The sequence below is a fragment of the Faecalibacterium sp. BCRC 81149 genome (assembly GCF_022750605.1).
Taxonomy (GTDB): Bacteria; Bacillota; Clostridia; order Oscillospirales; family Ruminococcaceae; genus Faecalibacterium; species Faecalibacterium duncaniae.
The window spans coordinates 93,375-113,159 of the sequence record NZ_QXJA01000006.1; the positions used below are offsets into that span (position 1 = coordinate 93,375).

Annotated in this window: 29 protein-coding genes, 1 tRNA gene and 1 pseudogene; 28 read left to right on the top strand and 3 right to left on the bottom strand. The window is 54.8% G+C overall.

The window, feature by feature from the left end; genetic code table 11:
* The first annotated feature begins 4 nt into the window (after window positions 1–4).
* Window positions 5–1,483 carry a UDP-N-acetylmuramoyl-L-alanyl-D-glutamate--2,6-diaminopimelate ligase gene (locus D3F01_RS08415; RefSeq protein ID WP_098923478.1) on the top strand — a complete coding sequence of 493 codons (1,479 nt, stop codon included), beginning with the start codon at window positions 5–7 and terminating at the stop codon, window positions 1,481–1,483.
* A gap of 66 nt (window positions 1,484–1,549) precedes the next feature.
* Here D3F01_RS08415 and D3F01_RS08420 read toward each other — a convergent pair whose 3' ends face one another.
* From D3F01_RS08420 to D3F01_RS08430, 3 genes are read right to left on the bottom strand one after another with little or no spacing between them, the layout of a single operon-like run.
* Window positions 1,550–2,869 carry an SLC13 family permease gene (locus tag D3F01_RS08420; RefSeq protein WP_242887846.1) on the bottom strand — a complete coding sequence of 440 codons (1,320 nt, stop codon included), beginning with the start codon at window positions 2,867–2,869 and terminating at the stop codon, window positions 1,550–1,552.
* Between the two features lie 9 nt (window positions 2,870–2,878).
* Window positions 2,879–3,604, bottom strand: coding sequence for a response regulator transcription factor (locus D3F01_RS08425; protein ID WP_242887848.1), 726 nt, complete (start codon window positions 3,602–3,604; stop codon window positions 2,879–2,881).
* Window positions 3,594–4,670, bottom strand: a complete 1,077-nt coding sequence (locus tag D3F01_RS08430; protein WP_242887850.1) for an ATP-binding protein — start codon at window positions 4,668–4,670, stop codon at window positions 3,594–3,596. The genes D3F01_RS08425 and D3F01_RS08430 overlap by 11 nt, the downstream gene beginning before the upstream one ends.
* 209 nt (window positions 4,671–4,879) lie before the next feature.
* Here D3F01_RS08430 and D3F01_RS08435 point away from each other — a divergent pair, with 209 nt between their 5' ends.
* From D3F01_RS08435 to D3F01_RS08565, 27 genes and pseudogenes are all read left to right on the top strand, one after another.
* The gene (locus D3F01_RS08435; RefSeq protein ID WP_120020040.1) at window positions 4,880–5,143 is read left to right on the top strand and encodes a helix-turn-helix domain-containing protein; all 264 of its coding nucleotides are present in this window, start codon (window positions 4,880–4,882) and stop codon (window positions 5,141–5,143) included.
* Complete coding sequence (locus tag D3F01_RS08440) at window positions 5,130–5,459, top strand: hypothetical protein (protein WP_242887852.1); 330 nt, start codon at window positions 5,130–5,132, stop codon at window positions 5,457–5,459. Before D3F01_RS08435 ends, D3F01_RS08440 begins: the two co-directional genes overlap by 14 nt.
* Window positions 5,440–6,636: a hypothetical protein gene (locus D3F01_RS08445; RefSeq protein ID WP_242887855.1), complete on the top strand. Its 1,197-nt coding sequence runs from the start codon at window positions 5,440–5,442 to the stop codon at window positions 6,634–6,636. The genes D3F01_RS08440 and D3F01_RS08445 overlap by 20 nt, the downstream gene beginning before the upstream one ends.
* A 47-nt stretch (window positions 6,637–6,683) precedes the next feature.
* Complete coding sequence (locus tag D3F01_RS08450; protein WP_156060113.1) at window positions 6,684–6,875, top strand: hypothetical protein; 192 nt, start codon at window positions 6,684–6,686, stop codon at window positions 6,873–6,875.
* Between the two features lie 323 nt (window positions 6,876–7,198).
* Window positions 7,199–7,495 (top strand): hypothetical protein, encoded by a 297-nt coding sequence (locus D3F01_RS08455; protein ID WP_242887858.1) that lies wholly within the window; start codon window positions 7,199–7,201, stop codon window positions 7,493–7,495.
* 508 nt (window positions 7,496–8,003) lie between these two features.
* Window positions 8,004–8,078: transfer RNA gene (locus D3F01_RS08460), tRNA-OTHER, on the top strand.
* Between the two features lie 159 nt (window positions 8,079–8,237).
* Window positions 8,238–9,950, top strand: a complete 1,713-nt coding sequence (locus D3F01_RS08465; protein WP_242887860.1) for a DNA cytosine methyltransferase — start codon at window positions 8,238–8,240, stop codon at window positions 9,948–9,950.
* Window positions 9,951–10,130, top strand: coding sequence for a hypothetical protein (locus D3F01_RS08470; RefSeq protein WP_242887862.1), 180 nt, complete (start codon window positions 9,951–9,953; stop codon window positions 10,128–10,130).
* 12 nt (window positions 10,131–10,142) lie between these two features.
* Window positions 10,143–10,343, top strand: coding sequence for a hypothetical protein (locus D3F01_RS08475; RefSeq protein ID WP_242887865.1), 201 nt, complete (start codon window positions 10,143–10,145; stop codon window positions 10,341–10,343).
* Window positions 10,340–10,870, top strand: coding sequence for a 3D domain-containing protein (locus D3F01_RS08480; RefSeq protein ID WP_242887867.1), 531 nt, complete (start codon window positions 10,340–10,342; stop codon window positions 10,868–10,870). The genes D3F01_RS08475 and D3F01_RS08480 overlap by 4 nt, the downstream gene beginning before the upstream one ends.
* 3 nt (window positions 10,871–10,873) lie before the next feature.
* Window positions 10,874–11,365 carry a hypothetical protein gene (locus D3F01_RS08485; protein ID WP_120020047.1) on the top strand — a complete coding sequence of 164 codons (492 nt, stop codon included), beginning with the start codon at window positions 10,874–10,876 and terminating at the stop codon, window positions 11,363–11,365.
* A 5-nt stretch (window positions 11,366–11,370) separates the two neighbouring features.
* Window positions 11,371–11,619, top strand: coding sequence for a hypothetical protein (locus D3F01_RS08490; protein ID WP_120020048.1), 249 nt, complete (start codon window positions 11,371–11,373; stop codon window positions 11,617–11,619).
* Window positions 11,597–11,953, top strand: a complete 357-nt coding sequence (locus tag D3F01_RS08495) for a hypothetical protein (RefSeq protein WP_120020049.1) — start codon at window positions 11,597–11,599, stop codon at window positions 11,951–11,953. Before D3F01_RS08490 ends, D3F01_RS08495 begins: the two co-directional genes overlap by 23 nt.
* Window positions 11,950–12,518 (top strand): annotated as a pseudogene (locus D3F01_RS08500) (MT-A70 family methyltransferase). The gene D3F01_RS08495 and the pseudogene D3F01_RS08500 overlap by 4 nt, the downstream one beginning before the upstream one ends.
* Window positions 12,508–13,218 carry a hypothetical protein gene (locus D3F01_RS08505; protein WP_242887870.1) on the top strand — a complete coding sequence of 237 codons (711 nt, stop codon included), beginning with the start codon at window positions 12,508–12,510 and terminating at the stop codon, window positions 13,216–13,218. Before D3F01_RS08500 ends, D3F01_RS08505 begins: the two are co-directional and overlap by 11 nt.
* Window positions 13,215–13,436, top strand: a complete 222-nt coding sequence (locus tag D3F01_RS08510) for a hypothetical protein (protein WP_242887873.1) — start codon at window positions 13,215–13,217, stop codon at window positions 13,434–13,436. Before D3F01_RS08505 ends, D3F01_RS08510 begins: the two co-directional genes overlap by 4 nt.
* Window positions 13,437–13,519: 83 nt before the next feature.
* The gene (locus D3F01_RS08515; protein WP_242887876.1) at window positions 13,520–14,431 is read left to right on the top strand and encodes a prohibitin family protein; all 912 of its coding nucleotides are present in this window, start codon (window positions 13,520–13,522) and stop codon (window positions 14,429–14,431) included.
* Window positions 14,432–14,541: 110 nt separating this feature from the next.
* Window positions 14,542–14,751, top strand: coding sequence for a hypothetical protein (locus tag D3F01_RS08520; protein ID WP_120020054.1), 210 nt, complete (start codon window positions 14,542–14,544; stop codon window positions 14,749–14,751).
* Window positions 14,748–14,930, top strand: coding sequence for a hypothetical protein (locus tag D3F01_RS08525; protein ID WP_242887879.1), 183 nt, complete (start codon window positions 14,748–14,750; stop codon window positions 14,928–14,930). Before D3F01_RS08520 ends, D3F01_RS08525 begins: the two co-directional genes overlap by 4 nt.
* A gap of 2 nt (window positions 14,931–14,932) precedes the next feature.
* On the top strand, window positions 14,933–15,583 hold the full coding sequence (locus tag D3F01_RS08530) for a hypothetical protein (RefSeq protein ID WP_242887882.1): 651 nt from the start codon (window positions 14,933–14,935) through the stop codon (window positions 15,581–15,583).
* Window positions 15,570–15,809, top strand: coding sequence for a hypothetical protein (locus tag D3F01_RS08535; protein WP_242887884.1), 240 nt, complete (start codon window positions 15,570–15,572; stop codon window positions 15,807–15,809). Before D3F01_RS08530 ends, D3F01_RS08535 begins: the two co-directional genes overlap by 14 nt.
* Entirely contained in the window at window positions 15,806–16,423 is a 618-nt protein-coding gene (locus tag D3F01_RS08540) for a hypothetical protein (protein ID WP_242887887.1), read from the top strand. The genes D3F01_RS08535 and D3F01_RS08540 overlap by 4 nt, the downstream gene beginning before the upstream one ends.
* A gap of 158 nt (window positions 16,424–16,581) precedes the next feature.
* Entirely contained in the window at window positions 16,582–16,869 is a 288-nt protein-coding gene (locus D3F01_RS08545; protein WP_242887889.1) for a hypothetical protein, read from the top strand.
* A complete protein-coding gene (locus tag D3F01_RS08550; protein WP_242887899.1) occupies window positions 16,778–17,263 on the top strand; it encodes a hypothetical protein in 486 nt (161 codons plus the stop codon). The genes D3F01_RS08545 and D3F01_RS08550 overlap by 92 nt, the downstream gene beginning before the upstream one ends.
* A 722-nt stretch (window positions 17,264–17,985) precedes the next feature.
* Window positions 17,986–18,123 (top strand): hypothetical protein, encoded by a 138-nt coding sequence (locus D3F01_RS08555; RefSeq protein ID WP_242887902.1) that lies wholly within the window; start codon window positions 17,986–17,988, stop codon window positions 18,121–18,123.
* Window positions 18,124–18,444: 321 nt separating this feature from the next.
* Window positions 18,445–19,275 carry a hypothetical protein gene (locus D3F01_RS08560; protein ID WP_242887905.1) on the top strand — a complete coding sequence of 277 codons (831 nt, stop codon included), beginning with the start codon at window positions 18,445–18,447 and terminating at the stop codon, window positions 19,273–19,275.
* The gene (locus D3F01_RS08565; protein WP_242887908.1) at window positions 19,272–19,784 is read left to right on the top strand and encodes a DUF1064 domain-containing protein; all 513 of its coding nucleotides are present in this window, start codon (window positions 19,272–19,274) and stop codon (window positions 19,782–19,784) included. The genes D3F01_RS08560 and D3F01_RS08565 overlap by 4 nt, the downstream gene beginning before the upstream one ends.
* Window position 19,785 lies beyond the last annotated feature (1 nt).

Genomic DNA, 19,785 nt, shown 5'->3' on the forward strand with positions numbered 1-19,785 from the left:
TGTTATGAAGCTGGAACAATTACTGGAAGGCGTGCCCTTTACCCTGGTGCAGGGCAGCCTGGATACCGAAGTGCAGGACATCATCTACGACAGCCGGAAGGCAGCCCCGGGCCTTGCCTTTGTCTGCATCGTGGGCACCCAGCGTGACAGCCACGAGTTTGCCGCGGACTGCGCCGCCAAGGGCGTGAGCGTGCTGGTCATCCAGCACGACATTGACCTTTCTGCCATGCCCGGCGTGACCGTGGTCAAGGTGGAGAGCAGCCGCTATGCCATGGCGCTGATGAGCGGCAACCTCTTTGGCAACCCCTCCCGCCAGATGACCATGATCGGCGTGACCGGAACCAAGGGCAAGACCACCACCACCCACATGATCAAGAGCGTGCTGGAAGCTGCCGGGAAAAAAGTCGGCATGATCGGCACCAACGGCATCTACTTCATGGGCCGCCATCAGGAGACCGCCAACACCACCCCTGAGAGCTACGAGCTGCAAAAGACCTTCCGTCAGTTTCTGGATGCAGGCTGCGATGTGGCCTTGATGGAGGTGTCCAGCCAGGGCCTGATGATGGACCGTGTGGCGGGGGTGCACTATGATATCGGTGTGTTCACCAACCTTTCCCCCGACCACATCGGCCCCGGTGAGCACAAGACCTTTGAGGAGTACCGCAGTTGGAAGGGGCAGCTCTTCCGGCGGTGTGATGTGGGCGTGGTGAACATCGATGATGAAAACACCGAAGCCCTGCTGGAAGGCCACACCTGCAAGCTGGTGACCTATGGCCGCAGTGAAAAGGCCGACTACCGCGCCGAGGGTTGTGAGCTGCTGCGCACCCACGATTTTCTGGGCGTGGCGTTCCACGTCTCCGGCAGAGACAACATGGATGTCAGGGTGAACATGCCCGGCGAGTTCAGCGTCTACAACGCGCTGGCTGCCCTGGCCGTGGGCAAGGTGCTGGGCCTGCCCGATGCCGCCATCCACGAGGGTCTGGGCAAGTGCGTGGTCAAGGGCCGCGTGGAGCTGGTGCCCATCAGCAAAAAGTTCACCATCCTGCTGGACTACGCCCACAACGAGGTCTCCACCGAGAGCCTGCTCACCACCCTGCGGGCGTATCACCCCCACCGGCTGGTGGTGGTGTTCGGCTGCGGCGGCAACCGCTCCAAGCTGCGCCGCTACGGCATGGGCGAGACCTGTGCGAAAATGGCGGATTTCTCCATCCTGACCGAGGACAACAACCGCTTTGAGAAGATCGAGGACATCCTCGCCGATATCCGGGTGGGCATGAACAAGGGCAACCCCGATGCCAAGTTTGTGGAGATCCCCGACCGTCTGGACGCGCTCCACTACGCCGTGGATCACGCACAGGAGGGCGACCTGATCGCCGTCATCGGCAAGGGCCACGAGACCTACCGCGACCGTGAGGGCGTGAAAACCCCCTTCCTGGAACGGGAGCTGCTGGAAGAATACGCCCAGCAGATCGGGTTGGAATAAACAACAAAAACGCGCTGTGTCGTTGGACACAGCGCGTTTTTTGCTGCTGCTCTGGCACGGCAGCGCTTATGCGCCCCACACCAGCCAGAGATACACATAGCCCGTCAGGACGGCTGCCAGTGTGAACGGGATGCCGATGCGCAGAAAATCACGGGTGCGCACCTGCTCACCCTGCTTGCGCAGGATGCCGATGGCTGCAATGTTGGCCGAAGCGCCAATGGGGGTCAGGTTGCCGCCCAGAGTTGCACCCGTGAGCAGGCCGAAATAAAACAGCTCGGGCGGGAAGCCTGCACCGCCGTTCATCAGCCCGGCAATGCCCTGCACTACCGGCAGCATGGTGGCCACATAGGGGATGTTGTCGATGAAGGCAGAAAGGCCCACCGAGACGAATACCAGCAGGGTATAGAGCCGGAAGGGGTCATCACCGGAGAGGGCGTAGAACAGCTGGGCGGCGGCATCGATGACCCCGGCCTTGCGGATGCCCTCGATCAGGATGAACAGCCCGAACAACAGCAGCAGGGTGTCACAGTCCAGCTCACGGGCCGCCAGCCGGAACGGCGCGAACGAGCGGCGGCGCAGGCAGGCGCGCAGGATGCCGAACAGGCAGACCCCTGCACAGATCAGCCCGCTGCGCAGGCCATAGAGCGCCAGCGGCAGCCCGCCCGACGGCTGGGGCAGGAAGGAGGCCGCGATGAGCAGGCCCACCGTCAGCAGCATCAGGGCGGAGGGAACGGTGTCGGTGACCTCGGTCTCCACCGTGGCCGAGATGGGCTGGGTCTCGTGCCGGAAGGTGAACAGCAGCACGCCCAGAGAGGCCAGTGCCCCCAGCTCCACCCCGAAGAAGATGCCGGGCCTGCCCTCCATCCAGAAGAAATGGAAGAAGTTCATCCCCGCAAAGCCGCCCAGCAGGATGCTGGTGGTGTCGCCCACAAGGGTGGCGGCTCCCTGCAGGTTGGAGGAGACCGCAATGGAGATGAGGACGGGCACAGGGGAGATCTTGAGCTTGCGGGCAATGGCAAGGCCCACAGGGGCTACCATGAGCACCGTGGCAACATTGTCCACAAAGGCGCTGATGACTCCGGCAAAAAGGGCCAGCATACACACGGCCCATTTCACGTTGGGCACCCGCACGATGAGCAGCTCGGCCAGCCGGGCGGGCATCCTGCTCTCAATAAAGAGGGAGACCGTGCCCATGGTGCCCGCCATCATCAGCAGGACATTGAAGTCCACGGCCCGGGCGGCATCCATCAGGGTAAAGTCCCACAGGCCCGCCGCGCCCAGAGCCAGAAACAGAGCGGCCCCGCCCAGCGCGGCAAAAGGCCGGTACTGCGGCAGGGCCAGCATCAGAAGATAGGTCAGCAGAAAAATGATCAGTGCAGGAAGCATACGCAGACCTCAGCTTTCGGGCCTGGCATCGGTGTCCTCGTCGATCATCCGGTATCCCACGCCCAGTTCGTTCAGAATATAGGTGTTGCGCCCGGGCACGCTGCCCAGCTTTTTGCGGATGTTTGCCATGTTGACCTGCAGCTTTTTGGTGCTGCCGCAGTCGGTATCGCCCCAGATGGCCCGCACGATGGCGGCATAGGTCATCACCCGGCCTGCATGTTCCGAGAGGAAGGCCACGATGTTGTATTCGGTCTGGGTCAGCTTGACCTCGGCACCGTCCACAAAGACCTTGCGGCGCTCGTAGTTGATCTCAAGCCCCTGTGCCCGGAACACGCCGCCGGGCATCCCGCCCAGCACGCCGAAGCGGTTGGTGCGCAGGGCGGCGCGCACCCGGGCCAGCAGCTCGCCGGTGCCAAAGGGTTTGGTGATGTAATCGTTGGCTCCCAGATCCAGCGCTTCGATCTTGTCCTGCTCGGTGGTGCGGGCCGAGAGCACGACGATGGGGGTCAGGAACTTCTGCCGCACAAAACGGATGAGCTCCAGACCGTCCCGGTCAGGCAGGCCCAGATCCAGGATGATAAGGTCCGGATTGTGGGAGGTGAACAGGGTCTGGCCCATGGCGCAGGTGTTGGCAACAAGGGCCTGATAGCCGTTGGTCTCCAGCAGCGTCTCAATAAAGCTGCAGATGTTGGCCTCATCTTCCACGACCAGAACCTTGAATTTGTTATTGCTCATCTTCGTTTTCCTCCGTCTCGATCGATTCGGTCTCCAGCCAGAAGCGGATGGTGGTGCCCTCGCCCACCTTGCTCTCGGCCTGGATCTCGCCGCCGTGTGCCTTGACGATGGCGGCACAGACCGAAAGGCCGATGCCCATGCCGTGCTTGCCGCTGTCGGCCGCGGCATCGGCGGGCAGCACACCGGTGAACAGGGTGCGCAGGCGCTCCTTCGGGATGCCGCAGCCGTTGTCCGATACCTCAAACACCGCCCGGCTGCCCAGCGTGAACACCCGCAGGGTCAGCTGGGTCATCCCCTCGGCGTGGACGGCGGCATTTTCCAAAAGGTTCGTCAGCACCTGCGAGATCAGCATCGAGTCCATGGGGATCACGATGAAACTGTCGGGCAGGTAGGTGGTAACGGGCACCTTGGGGTAGCGCTTCTGGAACCGCACCAGCACGGTGTCGATCAGCTCGTCCAGCACGGTGGGGGTCTTTTGCACGGCCACCTGCCCGCCGTCAAAGCGGGTGACGGACAGCAGATTCTCCACCATCCGGTTCAGCCACTGGGCATCGGAACAGGCTTCGCCAAGAAGTTTTAATTTTTGCTCTTTTTCCAGGCTGTCATAATTTTCAATGACCGTGGAACAGGCCCCGTAAATGGAAGTAAGGGGCGTGCGCAGATCGTGGGAGACCGCCCGCAGCAGGGTGGCCCGCATTTTTTCGGTCTCGCTCTCCATCCGCAGCTGTTCCTGTTTTTTGATGCGGGTGGTCAGGGTGCTGGTCATAATGGACACCACCAGCATCGCCATGCCCGAGAACAGGTTTTCCGGCAGAGTGAAGTTGAAGGCAAAATAAGGGGAGCGGAACGCAAAATTCACGGCCAGCACGCCGATCAGGGAAGCCACCACGCCCCACACATAACCATCTGTATAGATCGAGATCAAAAAAACTGCCAGAACAAACACCATCGATGCAACGCCATCGATCCGGCCGGTGATCTGCTGTGTGCCGGTCACAATGAGAAAGGCAGCGCACAGCACAGCGGCCAGGACCAGCGCGTCGTGCCAGCGGGTCTTCTGCTTCATGGGGATCCCTCCATATCTATTCTACTCCAGATAAAAAGTATACCATACTTTTCCTAAAGATGCAGTAAAGGCTGAAAAAAGAGCTGTTGTTCCGGGGGTGGGCTGCACAGAATGCTGAATAGTTAAAATAAACTCGAAAGAAATCGACACGGTTTCTTCCGGGTTTATTTTTTTGCGCATTTTTAGGAAACAAGGGGGCTGAGAGAGCTTTGGGCGGCAGACATTTGACGATTGAGGATCGTCGGGAGCTGGAAAAATATTACCTCGATAGGATCAGCGTGGAGAGCATCGCGGAAACTCTGAGGGTTCACCGCTCCACTATTTATAACGAGCTTCGCCGCGGGGACACCGGGCGGGTGGACAAGAACGGGAACTGCGAGTACAGCGCAGAGCTGGCGCAGAAAAGAATCTGCGATGCCCGCCGCAGCATCCATCATAAGAAGCAGGAGGACACCGCAAATGCCGATGTTTAAGACCTGCACGGCCTGTAAGGAAACATTCATTGCGGAGTCACCGTTCATCAAACTGTGTCCGATCTGCAATGCAAAGAGCCAGACCACCCCGGCGGAACGTGCGCAGCGCAAAACTCGCATTACCCCGGATCGGCTGATGCTGGATGTTCGACAGGCGGATGCAGCGGGTAAATCCTATGGCCGGTGGCGGTACGAAGAAACCGAACGCCGCCGCAAAGAGGAAGAAGAGGAACGTCGCAAGTTTGAGGAACGCCAGAAACGGCGTGAACAGATGAAAGCAGCAAAGGAGAACGAACATGGCGAAAGTGAAACTTGACTACATGAGCCTGAGCATGAGGGCAGAGGGAAGTGACGACATGGTGCGGGAGCTGTCCGGCAGATTCCTTGACATGGCGGACAAGTATGCCGCACCCGGATTTTACTTCCCAGCTCTTCCTCCCTCCGTTTTCGAGGACGGTTGCCGTGACCCGGAAGAACTGAACACGGGAGATATGAAGCCGCTGACCACGCCGAAAGAAGTTGCACCCGGCGCAGACTGGGACGTGGTGGCAATCTATGACGATGCGGGTATTCCGTCCATCATGCACCGATTCCGCCGCATGAGCAATAAAGAGTTGTTCGGTGGCAGCGACAAGCCGCACCCGGCGTTCATCATCGGCGGCGAGGTATACGACGAAATCTATATTTCCGTGTACCCCAATGTGATGATTAACGGAAAGCCGTACAGCCTGCCGTTTCAGAAACCGGCGGGAAACATCACGCTGGACGACTTCTCCAAAGCCTGTTTCAGCAAGGGCGAGGGCTGGCATCCAATGACGGCAGCAGAGTGGGGCTTCCTTGCAAACCTTAGTCTGAAACTGGGGACTCTGCCGCACGGGAACACCGACTACGGCGCATGGCATGGCGACCATAAGGAGCACGGCCAGAAAGCACCGAACAGCAATCGGACGCTCACCGGAACTGGCCCGGAAACGTGGACGCACGATCACACCAAAACCGGTGTCCACGATCTGTGCGGCAATATCTGGGAAGTGCTGGCCGGTCTGCGGATTAAAAACGGTGTGCTGATGGTGGCCGCGAATAACGATGCAGCACTCCCCGAAACCGACCTGACCCAGTGCGGCGACGACTGGAAGCTGCTGACGGACGATAAGGGCGCACCAGTGTATGTTTCCGCATCCGGCAGCGAGATCGTGTTTACCACTGACAACGATGAAGCGGGCGGCGTGGGCAGCTCTGAGTGGGGCAAGGTCAAGACGGAATGCAAGAGCGAAATGCTCAAAGAGTATGCGCTGTTCGCAGGGGAGGAAGAAGCCTACTGCTACATTGATGCAACTGAGGGCGAATACATTCCGCTCCGCGGCGGCAGCTGGGCCGATGGCGGGAGTGCCGGCGTGTTCTACTTGAGCCTCGGCAATCCGCGCTCGCATTCGTGGACGATCTACGGGGGCCGTTCCGCTTTCTTCAAGAAGAAGCAGAAAGCTGAACGCTGAAAAGCTGATGGGCTGCGCGGTAGCGCAGCCGAAAGCCGGGAGAGAAAATGCTGATCTATTTTGTAGAGTGCTTTATCATGGGGTTTGCGTTGGGCCTATCGTGGGCTTCGTTCGCCACTCCGGTTTACCTGATCTGCTGTTTTGCAGGGTGGGTATTTGATTGGAAAATTCCAACGGCATTGTGGCTCGTTGCATTTGCTGTTCAGAACTGGGACAACGCAAAGAGCTGGTTCAAATAAAAACGGTCTGGGCGTACCGAAACACGCCTGCCACATGACCGGGCACTTAGGGAGCGCACCGGTCAGCCGGTTTCCGCAAGACCGGCATCTTACCTGCTGGGGATGAAAAGAACACGGCAGGGCGACCCGCACGGGCAGGAGCGGAAGCATTGCACTGTACGACACCGCTCCTTTCTATGGCGCAGCCAGTGCAAGCGGGGAATTTACACCGCCCCGCCGCCCAGTGCTGACTCTGGGATGCGCCGCCACTTCCGAATATTCATCAAGCAAAGAAAGGACAAAGTTATGAACGACATGGAAAGTGCTTTTACGAACCGGCTGAATTGTCGGTGGTGGACGAGGGGAAAGGGTGCTCGCTGGTAAAGGCGAAAGGTAGTCCGTACAAGCTGGGCTTTCTGGTGGCGCAAGGTGCTGACGGCATTTTCAAAAGCCTTAACGACGCAGAAGCGGTAGATGCGATGGAGAGGGCAATCGTGGGAACCATTCGCATTATGGCGATGCGGCGCAAGGCGGAGTTCGGGAACCGCAACGGTGCGTTCGATATGAGCAGCGGTTTCAACGCTGTCCGGGACGAGGGTGCGCTGAAAGAAATTCTTAAAGGCATCTTCGGGAAGCAGTAAGAACATGAAAGTACATATTAGAAGCCCCACCGTAAAGGAAGTTCGCAAGAGCGAACAGTGTCGCCACACGTTCAGGATCACGGATGCGAAGTGTGCGCCGTGTGATGGGTACAACATGAACTGTGAGCATTACGAGAAAACCAACAAGGGTGCCGCTGATACAAAACATCTTTCGAGGTAAACAAGCCGCCCTGCGCCGCGTCAGCGGGGCGGCTTTTCATGTGGTGCGGGGTAGCTGGATGCGCAACCAGTCGCCGCAAGCGGGGCCGAACCCCGCCCGCACCTGCTTTACTTGAAATCATGGAAGCCGGACTGCACCGGCAGGCGCGAAGCGTCAAGCCATACCTGCATGACAACGACGGAGGTTGAAAGGTATGCCCGCTGCATGAGCGAAGAAATGCCTTGTCCGATCCACCCAAGCCAAAGGTGGTAGGTCTGGTTTGGTAGATCAGACCGCCCCGCCGCCCTGTCTTTCTTTGAGTTCAACAGGGCGGCGGGTGTCTATTATGCGGATGCGCAATGGAGAAGAACGGCTCCCATGTTACTCTGAGCCGAAAGGTCGGTTCGATCCCGACCGTCCGCACAAGAAAGAATGGAGAACGTCAATGGAAATCGAATGTTTGACACCGGAATTTCCGCAAGGAGCAAGGGTATATAGTTCGGATGGTATTGCTCCAACTCTCCTGAACAGCGCGTCGGCCATGAGGTCACAGTCGATTTTAATTCGGGGGGGGGGGGTAGCATGAAAGTTCACAGCGAAAAATCAATGTGTCTAGCCGGGAATTTTGTCGATAGAAACACCAACCAAAACGGGAGCGGCGTAAAAGAAGATACGTCTTTTACGCTGAATACAGTAGACCGCCACGCAGTCGCTTATAGAGAGCTGCAATATGACAGTTACATAGAGGATGATGTGAGCGGAACGCTTAAAAAATCAGGTGGAGCGTTGGGAGGGGGTTCAGAAACGGTGGTTTGCGAAGAAAGAGAACAGCCGGACTGGATCGTCCGCCGATTGATTCCGCTGGAATGCAGTCGATTGCAAGGGTTCCCGGATGGATGGGCGGAAATTGAATCGCTGAAAAATCCGAAAGAGTTCAACTTCTGGCGGGAAGTCTATGCCAGAAGTTGCGAAATCAAAAAGACAAAACCAAAACAGACCATCCTTCGCGCGGACGGCGCAAAGAGCGATGAAGCGTTGATGCGGTGGCACGATGGGCTGCACAGTTTGGCGGCAGAATATGCGATGTGGGGAAATGGAATGGCGTTGCCGAATGCCATTTTCTTTGTCCAGAACGCATTCCGCGAGCTTGGAAAACCGCCGCATGAGGTGAAGCTGGGAAGCCTGTTTGACGGAAGCGGAACAATGCCGCTGTGCGCCGCCATGTGCGGCGGTCATCCGGTCTGGGCGAGTGAAGTAGAACCTTACCCGATTGCGGTGACAAGAACCCATCTGCCGCACATGAAGCATTTGGGCAGTGTAACGGAAATAAAAGGGTCGAAAATCGAACCGGTGGATATTATCACGTTCGGTTCACCCTGTCAGGACTTGAGCATTGCAGGGAAACGCGCCGGTTTGAAGGGAGAAAGGTCCGGCCTGTTCAGAGAAGCAATACGGATCATCCGGGAAATGCTGGCAGCAACTAACGGAAGATACCCACGCTTTGTGATCTGGGAAAACGTGCCGGGCGCACTTTCATCGAACGGAGGTGAAGATTTTGAAGTTGTCCTCAATGAACTGCTCTGTCTTAGAGAATTTACCGGAAGTGGAGCAGCTAAGTTTATTCGGCAGCACGGAAAGTGGAGGAACTTCGCAAATTACGGAGCTGTTGCCTATCGAATCGTCAACGCGCAATTTTGGGGAGTACCCCAGCGCAGGCGAAGAATATATGCTATCTGCGATACTTGTGGAGAATCCGCAGGAGTGGTCGTTTTTGAGCGAAAAGGCACTCAATGGGATTTTGACCCGTGCATCCCGCAGGGGGGGGGGGGGGAAGTTGCAGGACTTACTGCTGACTGCTATTCATGGCATGATCGAATGGTGGCATCAAAACCCAGCGGGGGGGGGGGGTCAGCAGCATATACCATGAAAATCCGTGGAGGATGTGAGGGCGGTGGAAAGGGCGCACTTGTGCAAGAAGAACTTTCCGCAACGCTGGCAACCCATCAAGACCAAACGCTTTTTGAAAGCCACGGGTGCTTCCCAATAAACACAATGCTTGCGACGCGGTACAAAGCCCTTGGTCGAGGAACGGGACTTGGTATCGGCAACGATGGCGACCCGCAGTATACGATAACAAAAGGACATGAACACGCAGTAGCGTATAGCGTTGGCGATGCACCGGACACGGCCTTTGCAAATGCCGGGGATATGGTAGCAAGAACGCTGACCGCTCGTGCAGACGGAAGCCCGATGATTGACCGAGGCCCGAACATTGTAACACAGAAAGGAAAGTAGATGCAGAGGTACAAGGTGGTTGTCGTCTGTTGCACCGCCGACGAAACGGATGTACACACGATCCGCGTCAACGGCTGGGGCGAGAGCGAAGCAGAGTACAACGCCCGCTGCAAAATCCAAAAGTTCCACCGTCACGAGTATGAAAAGATTACTGTGACGAGGATAGAAAAAATCAAATAGGAGGTCGAGAATGTGCTGTATGGAAAAGCAATCGAGGTTTTGATAAAGGTTTCGGGAGCGAGATTCGCACCAGCACCAATGCCACCGAGAGAAGAAATCGAAGAAGCGATTCAGACCGTGGCAGGCATGGAAACGGTTCAGGCTTGCCCGAAGTATGCGCTTCACGCCGCGCTGTGGTGGCTGGCGGTCAAATCCAAAGAGGTGGAACGGTGACAAGAAGAGATAAAGCGATTCTAGCTCTGGTCTGTGCTGTTGAAATCATCAACTGTGCAAAGGCTGGTGTGCTGAAAAGCCGGATCACTGACCTTGAAACGCAGCGGGACATTTACGCAAGCCGGGCGCAACACTGGATCGACCGGGCAGTAGAGGACGAAGAGGTTATAGATTCTATGCAGCTTCGCCTTGATGCGTTGGCCGACGGAAAGGTTAAGCTGGAAGATGCAGGAGTGTTTTTCTGCACGGCCTATTGCACAGAGCAATACCCGCATATCTGCGGAGAGGGTCACGGAATCACAGCCAGCGGCCAGCCGATACAGGCGGGCGTAACCGTGGCGGCGGATCAGGCGATCTTTCCGTATGGCACGGTTTTGTACATTGAGGGCGTAGGAATCCGCATTGTGCAGGACAAGGGCGCGGGAGTGCAGGGAGCGCACATTGATGTTGCCGTTGACACCCATGAGAACGCGCTTGCGTGGAGCGGGTACGGTGAGCATCGGGTGTGGATTTTGAAAGGAGAATAAATTATGCCGAACTGGGTAGAGGGAAAATTGAAAGTCCGCGGGAAACCGGAAGATATTAAGCGGTGGGTGGAGGAATGCCTGCATTGCTACACTACGAACTGGCTGGGCGACGGCGCACACACGGAGCTTGTAAAGGGTGCTGTCCGATTTGAGCACGACCCCGACAGCGAAGAAATGTATCTGTATGTAGACAAGAGTGCTCATATCGAGGGAACGAGAAGAAACTTCATAGAAAAAGGCGAGTATGTGGACTTCTGCGAAGAGGGCAAAAAGTCAATCCTCGTTGTGAACATGAAAGCTGCATGGAATATCGAAGAGCAGCCCTATATTGAAATGTCCAAAAAGTACAACTTGGATTTTAGAGTGTATGGCTATGAAATGGGCATGGAGTTCAACAAGGAAATCGAGATCGTAGAGGGCGAGATCGCAACGTATCGGCTGATCCAATTTAAGGACTACAAGTGGGAATGCCCTGATCCGAAACTTGGAGGGTGAGCGGAATGACAAAAGAAGAAACTATTGCAGCAACAATGGAAAGAGCATATCGCGCGGGCGTGATCGGGCGAGCCGAAATGTTCAAGATCAAGATTATGCTCATTGTACACAACGCCTACAAGTTTCAGGGCTGTGCGCAGATTTACCGCAATTACTTGCCGCAACACATCGCAATCCATGTTCGGAAACAGTACCTTGCTGAACTGAACAGAAAAAGAAAGGGTGGACGAAATGCGCAGGGCGATAGCCATTGATTTTGACGGGTGCATTTGTCAGAGCAAATACCCGGAGATCGGGGAACCAAACTGGCACGTTATCGAGGAAGCCAAGAAAGAACAGGAGGCGGGTGCTGGCCTGATCCTGTGGACTTGCAGGGCGGGCAAGGAACTGGACGCAGCTATTGCAGCCTGCAAAGAGTGGGGCCTGAACTTTGATACCGTGAATCAGAGCTTGCCGGAGTGGATCGAAGCGTGGGGCAGCGATTCCCGCAAAGTTGGCGCAGATGAATACTGGGACGACAAAGCGGTGATCGCGGACACGACCTGCATCCTGCGGAGTGCCACCTGCTACCAGAGGAAAAACAAATGAATTTGCCAGATAAAAAATACACCGCGATCTATGCTGATCCTCCGTGGTCATATCGCCAGTGTGGAACCGGCCCAAAGAGCCGGGGCAATGCCGCGCAGCATTATAACACCATGACGACGGATGATATATGCGCCCTGCCGGTTAAAAACCTTGCGGGGGGGGGTCGGTGTGCTTCATGTGGGCGACATTCCCACAGATAGCCGATGCCCTGCGCGTCATGGAAGCATGGGGTTTCGAGTATAAGACCTGTGCCTTTGTGTGGATCAAGAAGAACCGGAAGAGCAACACAAACTTTTGGGGCATGGGAGCGTATACACGAGCGAACGCCGAGATTTGTCTGCTGGGGGTAACGCCCGGATTCAAACCAGCGGCGCAGATCAAGAGCCATGCAGTACATCAAGTTATAGAGTCCCCGGTAGAGGAACATAGCAAGAAGCCGGAAGAAACAAGGCGGCGGATTGTGGAGCTGCTGGGTGACGTGCCGAGGATAGAACTTTTTGCCCGCCAGCGGTCGCCCGGATGGGACGCATGGGGCAATGAAATAGGTGAACAAGATGAAAAGTGAAAAAGCAGTTATGCCGATGCGTAGCGTCAACGCAAACCCCGGAAAGTATGTCAGCATCATTACGAACTTTGGCTGTCATTACACCTGCCCGGAGTGCATCGTAAGAAACAATGGGCTGAAAATGAGCGAAACAGACAATTTCAGCACGCAGGAACCGCTCAACAAGGTGCTCTGCAAGGAAAGGCCGGAGTGGGTTTCGGTGTCTGGTGGTGGCGATCCGCTGTTCCATTGGAAAGATCATTGGTCATTCTACGAGGGTCTTTTCCACACGGCAGAGCGGCGAAACGTCAAGTTGGAAATGCACACGAGCTATCTCCCGGATAGCCCGGAAGTGCAAGACTTCCCGCTTAATTGGTTTGAACGGGTGGTGTACCACGTCCATAAATTCGACGATCTGCTCCACGTTAAAAGAAAGTTCGGTGAGATAGTCCGCGTGGTATTTGTCGTTGACGACAATATGACCGAACAGGATGTGCTTTTCATCGCCGGTTATGTGGCGGGAAGCAAAGAGATTGACGAACTTTCTTTCCGCCAGCGGGTAGATGAAAACTACAAGGAAACCTACCACCTCCACGATTTGCTGACGGAGTATCACAAGAAGCTCTGGTGGTACATTACCCAGTGCGATTATAACCTCTACTTCCATAATGGCAAGGTGTACACGAAGTACACTGATATTTTTACGGAGGGCAAAGAGTGACACAGTATTGCCGGTATTGTTCTCTGGCGGTTCTGAATGACGATGATTTGGTTTACTGCGAAGCCAAAGACGAAATGCGAGAGGGCAAGCAGATAAGAAATCCGAACAAGTGCAAGCACTTTGAGTTCAACCCGGTGGACGTTCTGGACGAGAACAAAAAGTATCGACCGAGAAAACCGAAGAAGAAAAACATTGAGGGGCAGGTGAGCTTTTTATAAACAACTGGAAACCAAACCTGCCCAGATCGGACCCCACCGCAGCTTTCGCCCGTACATAAGCACATGAGCGAAAGCGAGGAAATATGATCTTTTTCATCATCGGAGTGCTGGCCGCGTTGGTTGCGCTGGCCGTCCTGCTCCTGTCCGAAGAGGGCAAGGCCGCAGCATTTATTCCCGGCGTGGTCGCCGTTATCCTGATCGGTGTGTCCTGTGTGTCCTACGTTCCCACCGGCTACACAGGCATTGTGACAACATTCGGCAAAGTAGAAGATGGCACAAAGGATGCCGGTGTGGTGTTCAAAGCACCGTGGCAGTCCATCGTCAAGATGGATAACCGTGTTCAGGAAATGAGCATGGATTTGTCGGCGTTCAGCTCTGACATTCAGGAAGTTGCCACCTCTGTTGCAGTCGGCTACCGGATCAATCAGGCAAATGCCATGACGATTTATAAGTCAGTAGGCAAGAAGTATGAGGACACGCTGATTACTCCCCGTGTGCAGGAAACGGTCAAGGCCGTGGTCGCCCACTACGATGCAAGCAGTCTTATCTCGAACCGGGATGCCGTTGCATCACAGATGGACACGAAGCTGCGGGAAGTACTGGCAGAGTACAACATTGACTTGCAGTATATCAGCGTCACCAACTTCGACTTCACCGATACCTTTACGGATGCCGTTGAAGCCAAAGTAAAGGCCCAGCAGGAAAAGGAAAAGGCGGAAACCGATGCAGAGAAACGTCGTGTTGAAGCACAGGCCACGGCGGACGCTGATTTGATCGCGGCCAATGCAGAAGCGGAGAAATCCAAGGTTGCGGCGGACGCGGAGCTGTACGTTGCCGAAAAGAAAGCGGAAGCAAACCGCGCCCTCAACGACAGCCTGAATAGCAATTTGCTGGAATACTACCGGATCACAAACGTCGATTCCCTCTGGAATGGCGAACTGCCTACATACGTTGGCGGTGATGGCAGTATTCCCATCATCAACGGGATCAACTGATTTTCTCCTACCGGAGCCGCCCGGCGCGGCGGCTCCATTCTGTGAGCATGGGGACAGGCCCCTACCGGTTCAAGCCCGGAAATGCCCGAAACTAACAGGAGGAAAGGACAATGCCGAAATACTTAGTCATGCTGCGGTGCAGCAGAGCAAGAAGCAACGCAAACCGCCATAGGCAGGAAACACCGGCCTATCTGCCGTACCGCATAGAAGCACCGAAAGCACTTGACGCAGCGGACAAGGCAAAAGAAGAAGCGGCCCTGTACTACCCGCAGTACCAGAAAATCCAAGTGGACAGTGTAACGGAGGTGCGGGACTTGTGAACAGGTACTACATCAGCGTTGCCGGTTGGAATGGTGCTGGCGTGACTGCGCCGTGCATCATCATCGGACAGGAATTTGAAGCGGAAACGGAACGCGAAGCCGGTGAAGCGGAGGAGAAATCCGCAGACGAACAGTTTCCCGGATATGCGCCGTTTGCAGTTATCAGAAAGGTGGTTTGAATATGAAACTTTCGGGAGTTACAAAGATGGTGAAACGACAGCTTGTGTGCAACGTCTTTCACAATATCAAGAGCGACGACTTTTATATTGGAACAGCATCGGCTATCTACTGTGCGACAGGCTTCCCGCTCCCGCTGAACCGCAGCCAAATGGGTGCGCTGCTGGGAATCAGCGAAGATACCATGATCGAAAAGGTGGTCTACAACGATTTTGATTGCGCATACAAAAGCGATCTTGAGGGGTTCAATCTGGACGACACGGTTAAGGGCGAAGTAGAAGTAAAGAAAATGGCCGTCGGCATTTACTACATGGGAGAAATCCTTATCCCGGTCACAACGGAAGATAAACACATGGTCGGCCTTATCTGCTGGTCGCAGCTTGCACCGGTTGAGGACGAAATCAAGAACAACGGGTTTATTCGCTACTATCAAAGAAAACGCGCTGACGGAAGAACGTACTATGTGGTAAAAAATGGTATGAGAGTACGCGCTGCTGTCACGTCTTATTCCCTGAACGAATATGCAGAAGCGACACTGCAAGAGCTGGTAGCTATGATGGCAGAAACGCATACTGGCGAACAGGAAGAGCATGAACAGACATTCGATGACCTGACGGATGAAGTGGAGAACGAAGCGAGCAATGAAGATGTTTGATGCAATCTACAAATGCCGATTGTGCGGTGAAGAATTTGTGAAATGCTCTACCAGCGGAGAAGAAAGCAACCGTAGCTTTGTAATGAAGATCATGTGTAGAGCAGTTGACTTGAAAGAACCGGAAGAGGTCATGGAACCGACAATCTACGCTTGTCACCCGTGCAAGGATGGGAGTTTTGGCGTTGCTGACTTTCAGGGAATGCGTTTGGAGGGAAAAACAGGGTGAGCAGAAGATACATTCGTATCGGAATCAACGAAACGCTCTGGTTAGGACAGGCACAATGCGTATTGCACCTCATAGACTATGACGCGCTTCGAGAAGATGGATATGAACTGAGCAATAAGGGAGAACAGTTTTTCAATGACTTCTTCCAGCAGGAAATTTTCAGTCAGGAGGATTTTAGACACATGATTGAAAGTGGCCTGAAAGCAAACATAGAGGGTGCGCAGCAGCTTATGGATGCTGTTGAACAGTGCTTTGACCGATTCGATAGAACACACATTGTTACGGCGGAACAAGTGTTGCTGCAATACTGCGGGATGATCGAAGAAGAGGCTAAAGAAGCGGCCCCGGAAATCCACTCGGAAACGGAAAGAAAATGGATAAGCAATCAAGAAGTCATTATCAAGCAGGCGGGCATAATCGAAACTCAAAGAAATATGATTGCAAGCCTGAAAGAAGAAAATGAACACTTGTCTATTGCTTTTGCTGACGAACGAGCTGAAACAAATTCGCTAAGAAAAAAATTGCAGAAGAAAAAGAAGCACCGGTCGCTGGGCGATAGGCTTTTGCAACTTGTCGGGTTTGTGTATTGGATAGTAGATACGATCTGCAATTAAAACAGGAGAATAAACAATGGATGCAGTAAGAAAAGATGTTCGCCGTCTGGTAAACAAGGAGCTGGAAGCAGCAAAACAAACACTTCCCCAAGTTTGCCAGCCCGCACGAGGGACAGAATGTTGTCCGGGAAGAGCTGGAAGAAGCGGAACGGGCGATTGTGCCGCTGAAACTTTACATCGAAACCCGGATGTGGAACATGGTCAAGGCAAACCAGACTGTGCCGAAAGACGATTTCAAAGCCATTCGGGAAGCCGCAGTAAATCTGGCTGTCGAAGCAATTCAGGTGGCAGCAATGGCGAAGAAGTTTGAACACGGCCAGCGGAACAACTGGCCCGGCGCAAGGGAGGATAGTCATGGAGAAGAAAAAGAAAACCGTGCCGGAAGTGGAAACAGTGACAATCACCATGAGCCGACCGGTGGCAGAAGCGGTAAAGACAGCCTGTGAGTGGTATCTGAGATTGCACATGGGTCAGTTCTGGGATATGGCGGACGATCTCTGCATGGAAAAATTTTATTCCGATCTGAAAAACAATGCGTATGAGACGAACGAGCAGCGGGAGAATGCTTTTGACGTTGCCCTGCATCGGCGGGATACCATGCGGGAGGAAATGGAAAAGCTGTATAACCGTTGCGTTCTCCCTGCTCCAATTTCGGATGTGATGAAAATTCCGTACAGAGCGGAAATTGTATGGCTGGTCATTCGACACGCGCTGTCGTGGCACGACAACCCGGACGGTGTTGCAGGGTGCGTCAGCTATTATGCGCCGTTGAACCGCAGCGACCAGCCGCAGCCGAAAATCGAGCTGAAACTGAAAGGCAAAGGTGAAGATCATGGGTAGTGTCTTACGGGTAATCGGTATAATGCCGCTGAAAAAGAACGTCCCGCACCCGCGGGCGGCAGATTGGAAACTGAAAACCTGCCCGGAGTGTGGCCGGGAGTGCTGGTATCAGACCAACAACGCGAAGCTGGTTTTGCGGGTCAACCCGGATATGAAGTTTGTTTGCTCGGAATGTGCGCTGAAAGCTGGGAGGGATTGAGACGGAACAGTTTACCAACACGGAAGAGCTGCTTCGGAGAATCCGGGAGAACGTGCCTGAAATTTTGGGCGGCGAAAGTAACCCGGACATGGAAGATGAAGTGGAACAGATCATGTGCGTGGTTGAGAACGCACCGAGGGTCGCCCCGGAGGGGGTGCGCCCGGTGGCGCACATCGCATGGAGAAAACGGCCCAAGCAGTTTGTCGTATATGATCCTGTTCCGACAAACGAGTGTTTGTACGATGGAAAGCCGGTTTATACACAGCGGGTTTTGAAACTCGAAGAATACACAGTGCCGTTTTGCTCTAACTGCGATCACCGTTTGGACGATTGCGCCGGGAGTTTTTGTCCAGTGTGCGGTTCGATTATAGAAGAAAGGCGCAGAACATGAAAAAAGAATGTTCCACCTGTGCATGGCATGACGGCTATACATGGGTGTGCTTCAACGGAAATTCTGAGTACCGGGCGGACTTCACTGACCCGGAAAATACCTGCCCTGCATGGGAAGAAAGGAAAGAGCAAAATGAAAAAACTTGAACCGGCGGAAATCCGCAGACTGGCCGCAATCGCCCTCTGGTGGCTGTGTGTCGGCATTGTGCTGTCAAACCTGCTGTCGGTGCTGCTGCAAAACCTGACAGAGTGGATCATGTCGCTTGTCTGAGTGACCAGTCAAAGCCCCTATCTATATTATATATAGGAAGCCCGTCGTTAAATTGCCGCCCTGACGAGGCGGCAAGGGGCTTGTATACCGTAGATAAACTAAGGGACACAGGGAGAGAGTAGAACAGGAACGATGCACCTGACCCAAACGGGGAAAGGGAGTGCAGAGGGAAAACGAGGGCAGCGTTACAGCAGCCTACCGGGATAGAGAGCAAAGGGAACGCGGCCCGGTGTTTCCCCTCTGCATCGTTCCCCCTCTCGTGTTTGTGGCCCATGATTAAGAAAATTCCATGATGTTTGCGGAAAGGAGGACGTGGAGAATATGACCGGCGGCTTTAGAGTTCGGGAACAGAAATTTATCTGCGGTATGAATTATGCCACGGCCCCCTCTATGCAGGTGGACTTCTTCGAGGTGACAGAGCAGCAGCACAAGGCCAGCACCCGGAAAAAGAAAGAGCTTGCCACCAGCATTGCCAAGGAATCGTATAATCTGCGCAAGAGTGGTCGGTATTTGGAACTGCTGGCAAATCGGAACTTCCGACCCGGTGACTATTCCGTTACATACACCTACAACGAAGAACACCACCCTGCGCCCGGTGATCTGCAACGTGCCGACCGGGATTTTTCCAATGCCATCAAAGCATTGTACCGTATCTGCGACAAAAACGGAATCAAACACCCGAAATGGATCGTGGTTTCGGAATACTGCACGATGGACGGGGACAAGCCGCTGGGCCGTCACCATCATCATGTTATCATGTCCCACCCGGCGGGGCTGACCCGTGAAATGGTGGAAAAGGCATGGGGCAAGCGCGGCAGATCGCGTTGCGAGCCGTTGGAATTTGACCACAACAGCATTGAATCCCTCGCAAAGTACATCACCAAGAACGTGCGCTGCAAACGTCACTGGCGGCAAAGCCGCGGGCTGAAACCGCCGAAGATGCCGCGCCCAAATGACGGGAAAATGAGTCGCACCCGGCTGAAAGACGTTTGCGAGAACCGGCTGGAAGATCGAGACTACTGGGAGAGGATGTATCCCGGCTATACCCTGCACCGGTGCGAGTGCATCATAACCGGCAACGCCACCCGCCACCTGATCGTGCGCCTGTACCGCAAGCCGGAACAGCGGAGGAATAGGAGGAATCAGCCTTGAACCGTTTGACGCTGGACGACCTGCCGCCTAGATACCGGGCGCAGGCAGAAGCACAGATCGCGGCCAGAAGCGGGGGAAAGCGCGCCTTGCCGCAGTCTGTCCCCGCCGCAGTTGCCACCGCTGAAAAAATCGGCATGGACTTTGACAGCCGGGGCGAGTACGAATATTACATGGGGACGATTCTGCCCAAAGTGCAGACCGGGAAGATCGTGAAAGTGGAGCTGCACCGCACGTTCCTGCTCCTGCCAGAAAAAGAGTATGACGCGGTGAAACTCCCGGCGGTGCATTATACCCCGGATTTTGTGCTGACCTATGCAGACGGCACGGTTGAAGCCGTCGAAGTGAAATCGAAGTTTGTCCGGCGGCAGCAGCGCGATTACATACACCGTCGCCGGATGTTCATTGACCTTGTGGCCGAGCCGCGGGGATGGCATTTCATCGAGCATATCACCGCAGACACGGCGGCAGAGGTCAAAGCGTGGAAGAGTCTTGCAAAACAGAAAGGATAAA

Coding starts and splice junctions, on each gene's coding strand:
- D3F01_RS08515 (WP_242887876.1), top strand. CDS start 13,520: ATGATCTTTTTCATCATCGGAGTGCTGGCCGCGTTGGTTGCGCTGGCC.
- D3F01_RS08560 (WP_242887905.1), top strand. CDS start 18,445: ATGACCGGCGGCTTTAGAGTTCGGGAACAGAAATTTATCTGCGGTATG.
- D3F01_RS08485 (WP_120020047.1), top strand. CDS start 10,874: ATGCCGAACTGGGTAGAGGGAAAATTGAAAGTCCGCGGGAAACCGGAA.
- D3F01_RS08555 (WP_242887902.1), top strand. CDS start 17,986: ATGAAAAAACTTGAACCGGCGGAAATCCGCAGACTGGCCGCAATCGCC.
- D3F01_RS08440 (WP_242887852.1), top strand. CDS start 5,130: ATGCCGATGTTTAAGACCTGCACGGCCTGTAAGGAAACATTCATTGCG.
- D3F01_RS08430 (WP_242887850.1), bottom strand. CDS start 4,670: ATGAAGCAGAAGACCCGCTGGCACGACGCGCTGGTCCTGGCCGCTGTG.
- D3F01_RS08425 (WP_242887848.1), bottom strand. CDS start 3,604: ATGAGCAATAACAAATTCAAGGTTCTGGTCGTGGAAGATGAGGCCAAC.
- D3F01_RS08415 (WP_098923478.1), top strand. CDS start 5: ATGAAGCTGGAACAATTACTGGAAGGCGTGCCCTTTACCCTGGTGCAG.
- D3F01_RS08465 (WP_242887860.1), top strand. CDS start 8,238: ATGAAAGTTCACAGCGAAAAATCAATGTGTCTAGCCGGGAATTTTGTC.
- D3F01_RS08445 (WP_242887855.1), top strand. CDS start 5,440: ATGGCGAAAGTGAAACTTGACTACATGAGCCTGAGCATGAGGGCAGAG.
- D3F01_RS08550 (WP_242887899.1), top strand. CDS start 16,778: ATGGAGAAGAAAAAGAAAACCGTGCCGGAAGTGGAAACAGTGACAATC.
- D3F01_RS08505 (WP_242887870.1), top strand. CDS start 12,508: ATGAAAAGTGAAAAAGCAGTTATGCCGATGCGTAGCGTCAACGCAAAC.
- D3F01_RS08535 (WP_242887884.1), top strand. CDS start 15,570: ATGAAGATGTTTGATGCAATCTACAAATGCCGATTGTGCGGTGAAGAA.
- D3F01_RS08520 (WP_120020054.1), top strand. CDS start 14,542: ATGCCGAAATACTTAGTCATGCTGCGGTGCAGCAGAGCAAGAAGCAAC.
- D3F01_RS08530 (WP_242887882.1), top strand. CDS start 14,933: ATGAAACTTTCGGGAGTTACAAAGATGGTGAAACGACAGCTTGTGTGC.
- D3F01_RS08420 (WP_242887846.1), bottom strand. CDS start 2,869: ATGCTTCCTGCACTGATCATTTTTCTGCTGACCTATCTTCTGATGCTG.
- D3F01_RS08495 (WP_120020049.1), top strand. CDS start 11,597: ATGCGCAGGGCGATAGCCATTGATTTTGACGGGTGCATTTGTCAGAGC.
- D3F01_RS08490 (WP_120020048.1), top strand. CDS start 11,371: ATGACAAAAGAAGAAACTATTGCAGCAACAATGGAAAGAGCATATCGC.
- D3F01_RS08470 (WP_242887862.1), top strand. CDS start 9,951: ATGCAGAGGTACAAGGTGGTTGTCGTCTGTTGCACCGCCGACGAAACG.
- D3F01_RS08450 (WP_156060113.1), top strand. CDS start 6,684: ATGCTGATCTATTTTGTAGAGTGCTTTATCATGGGGTTTGCGTTGGGC.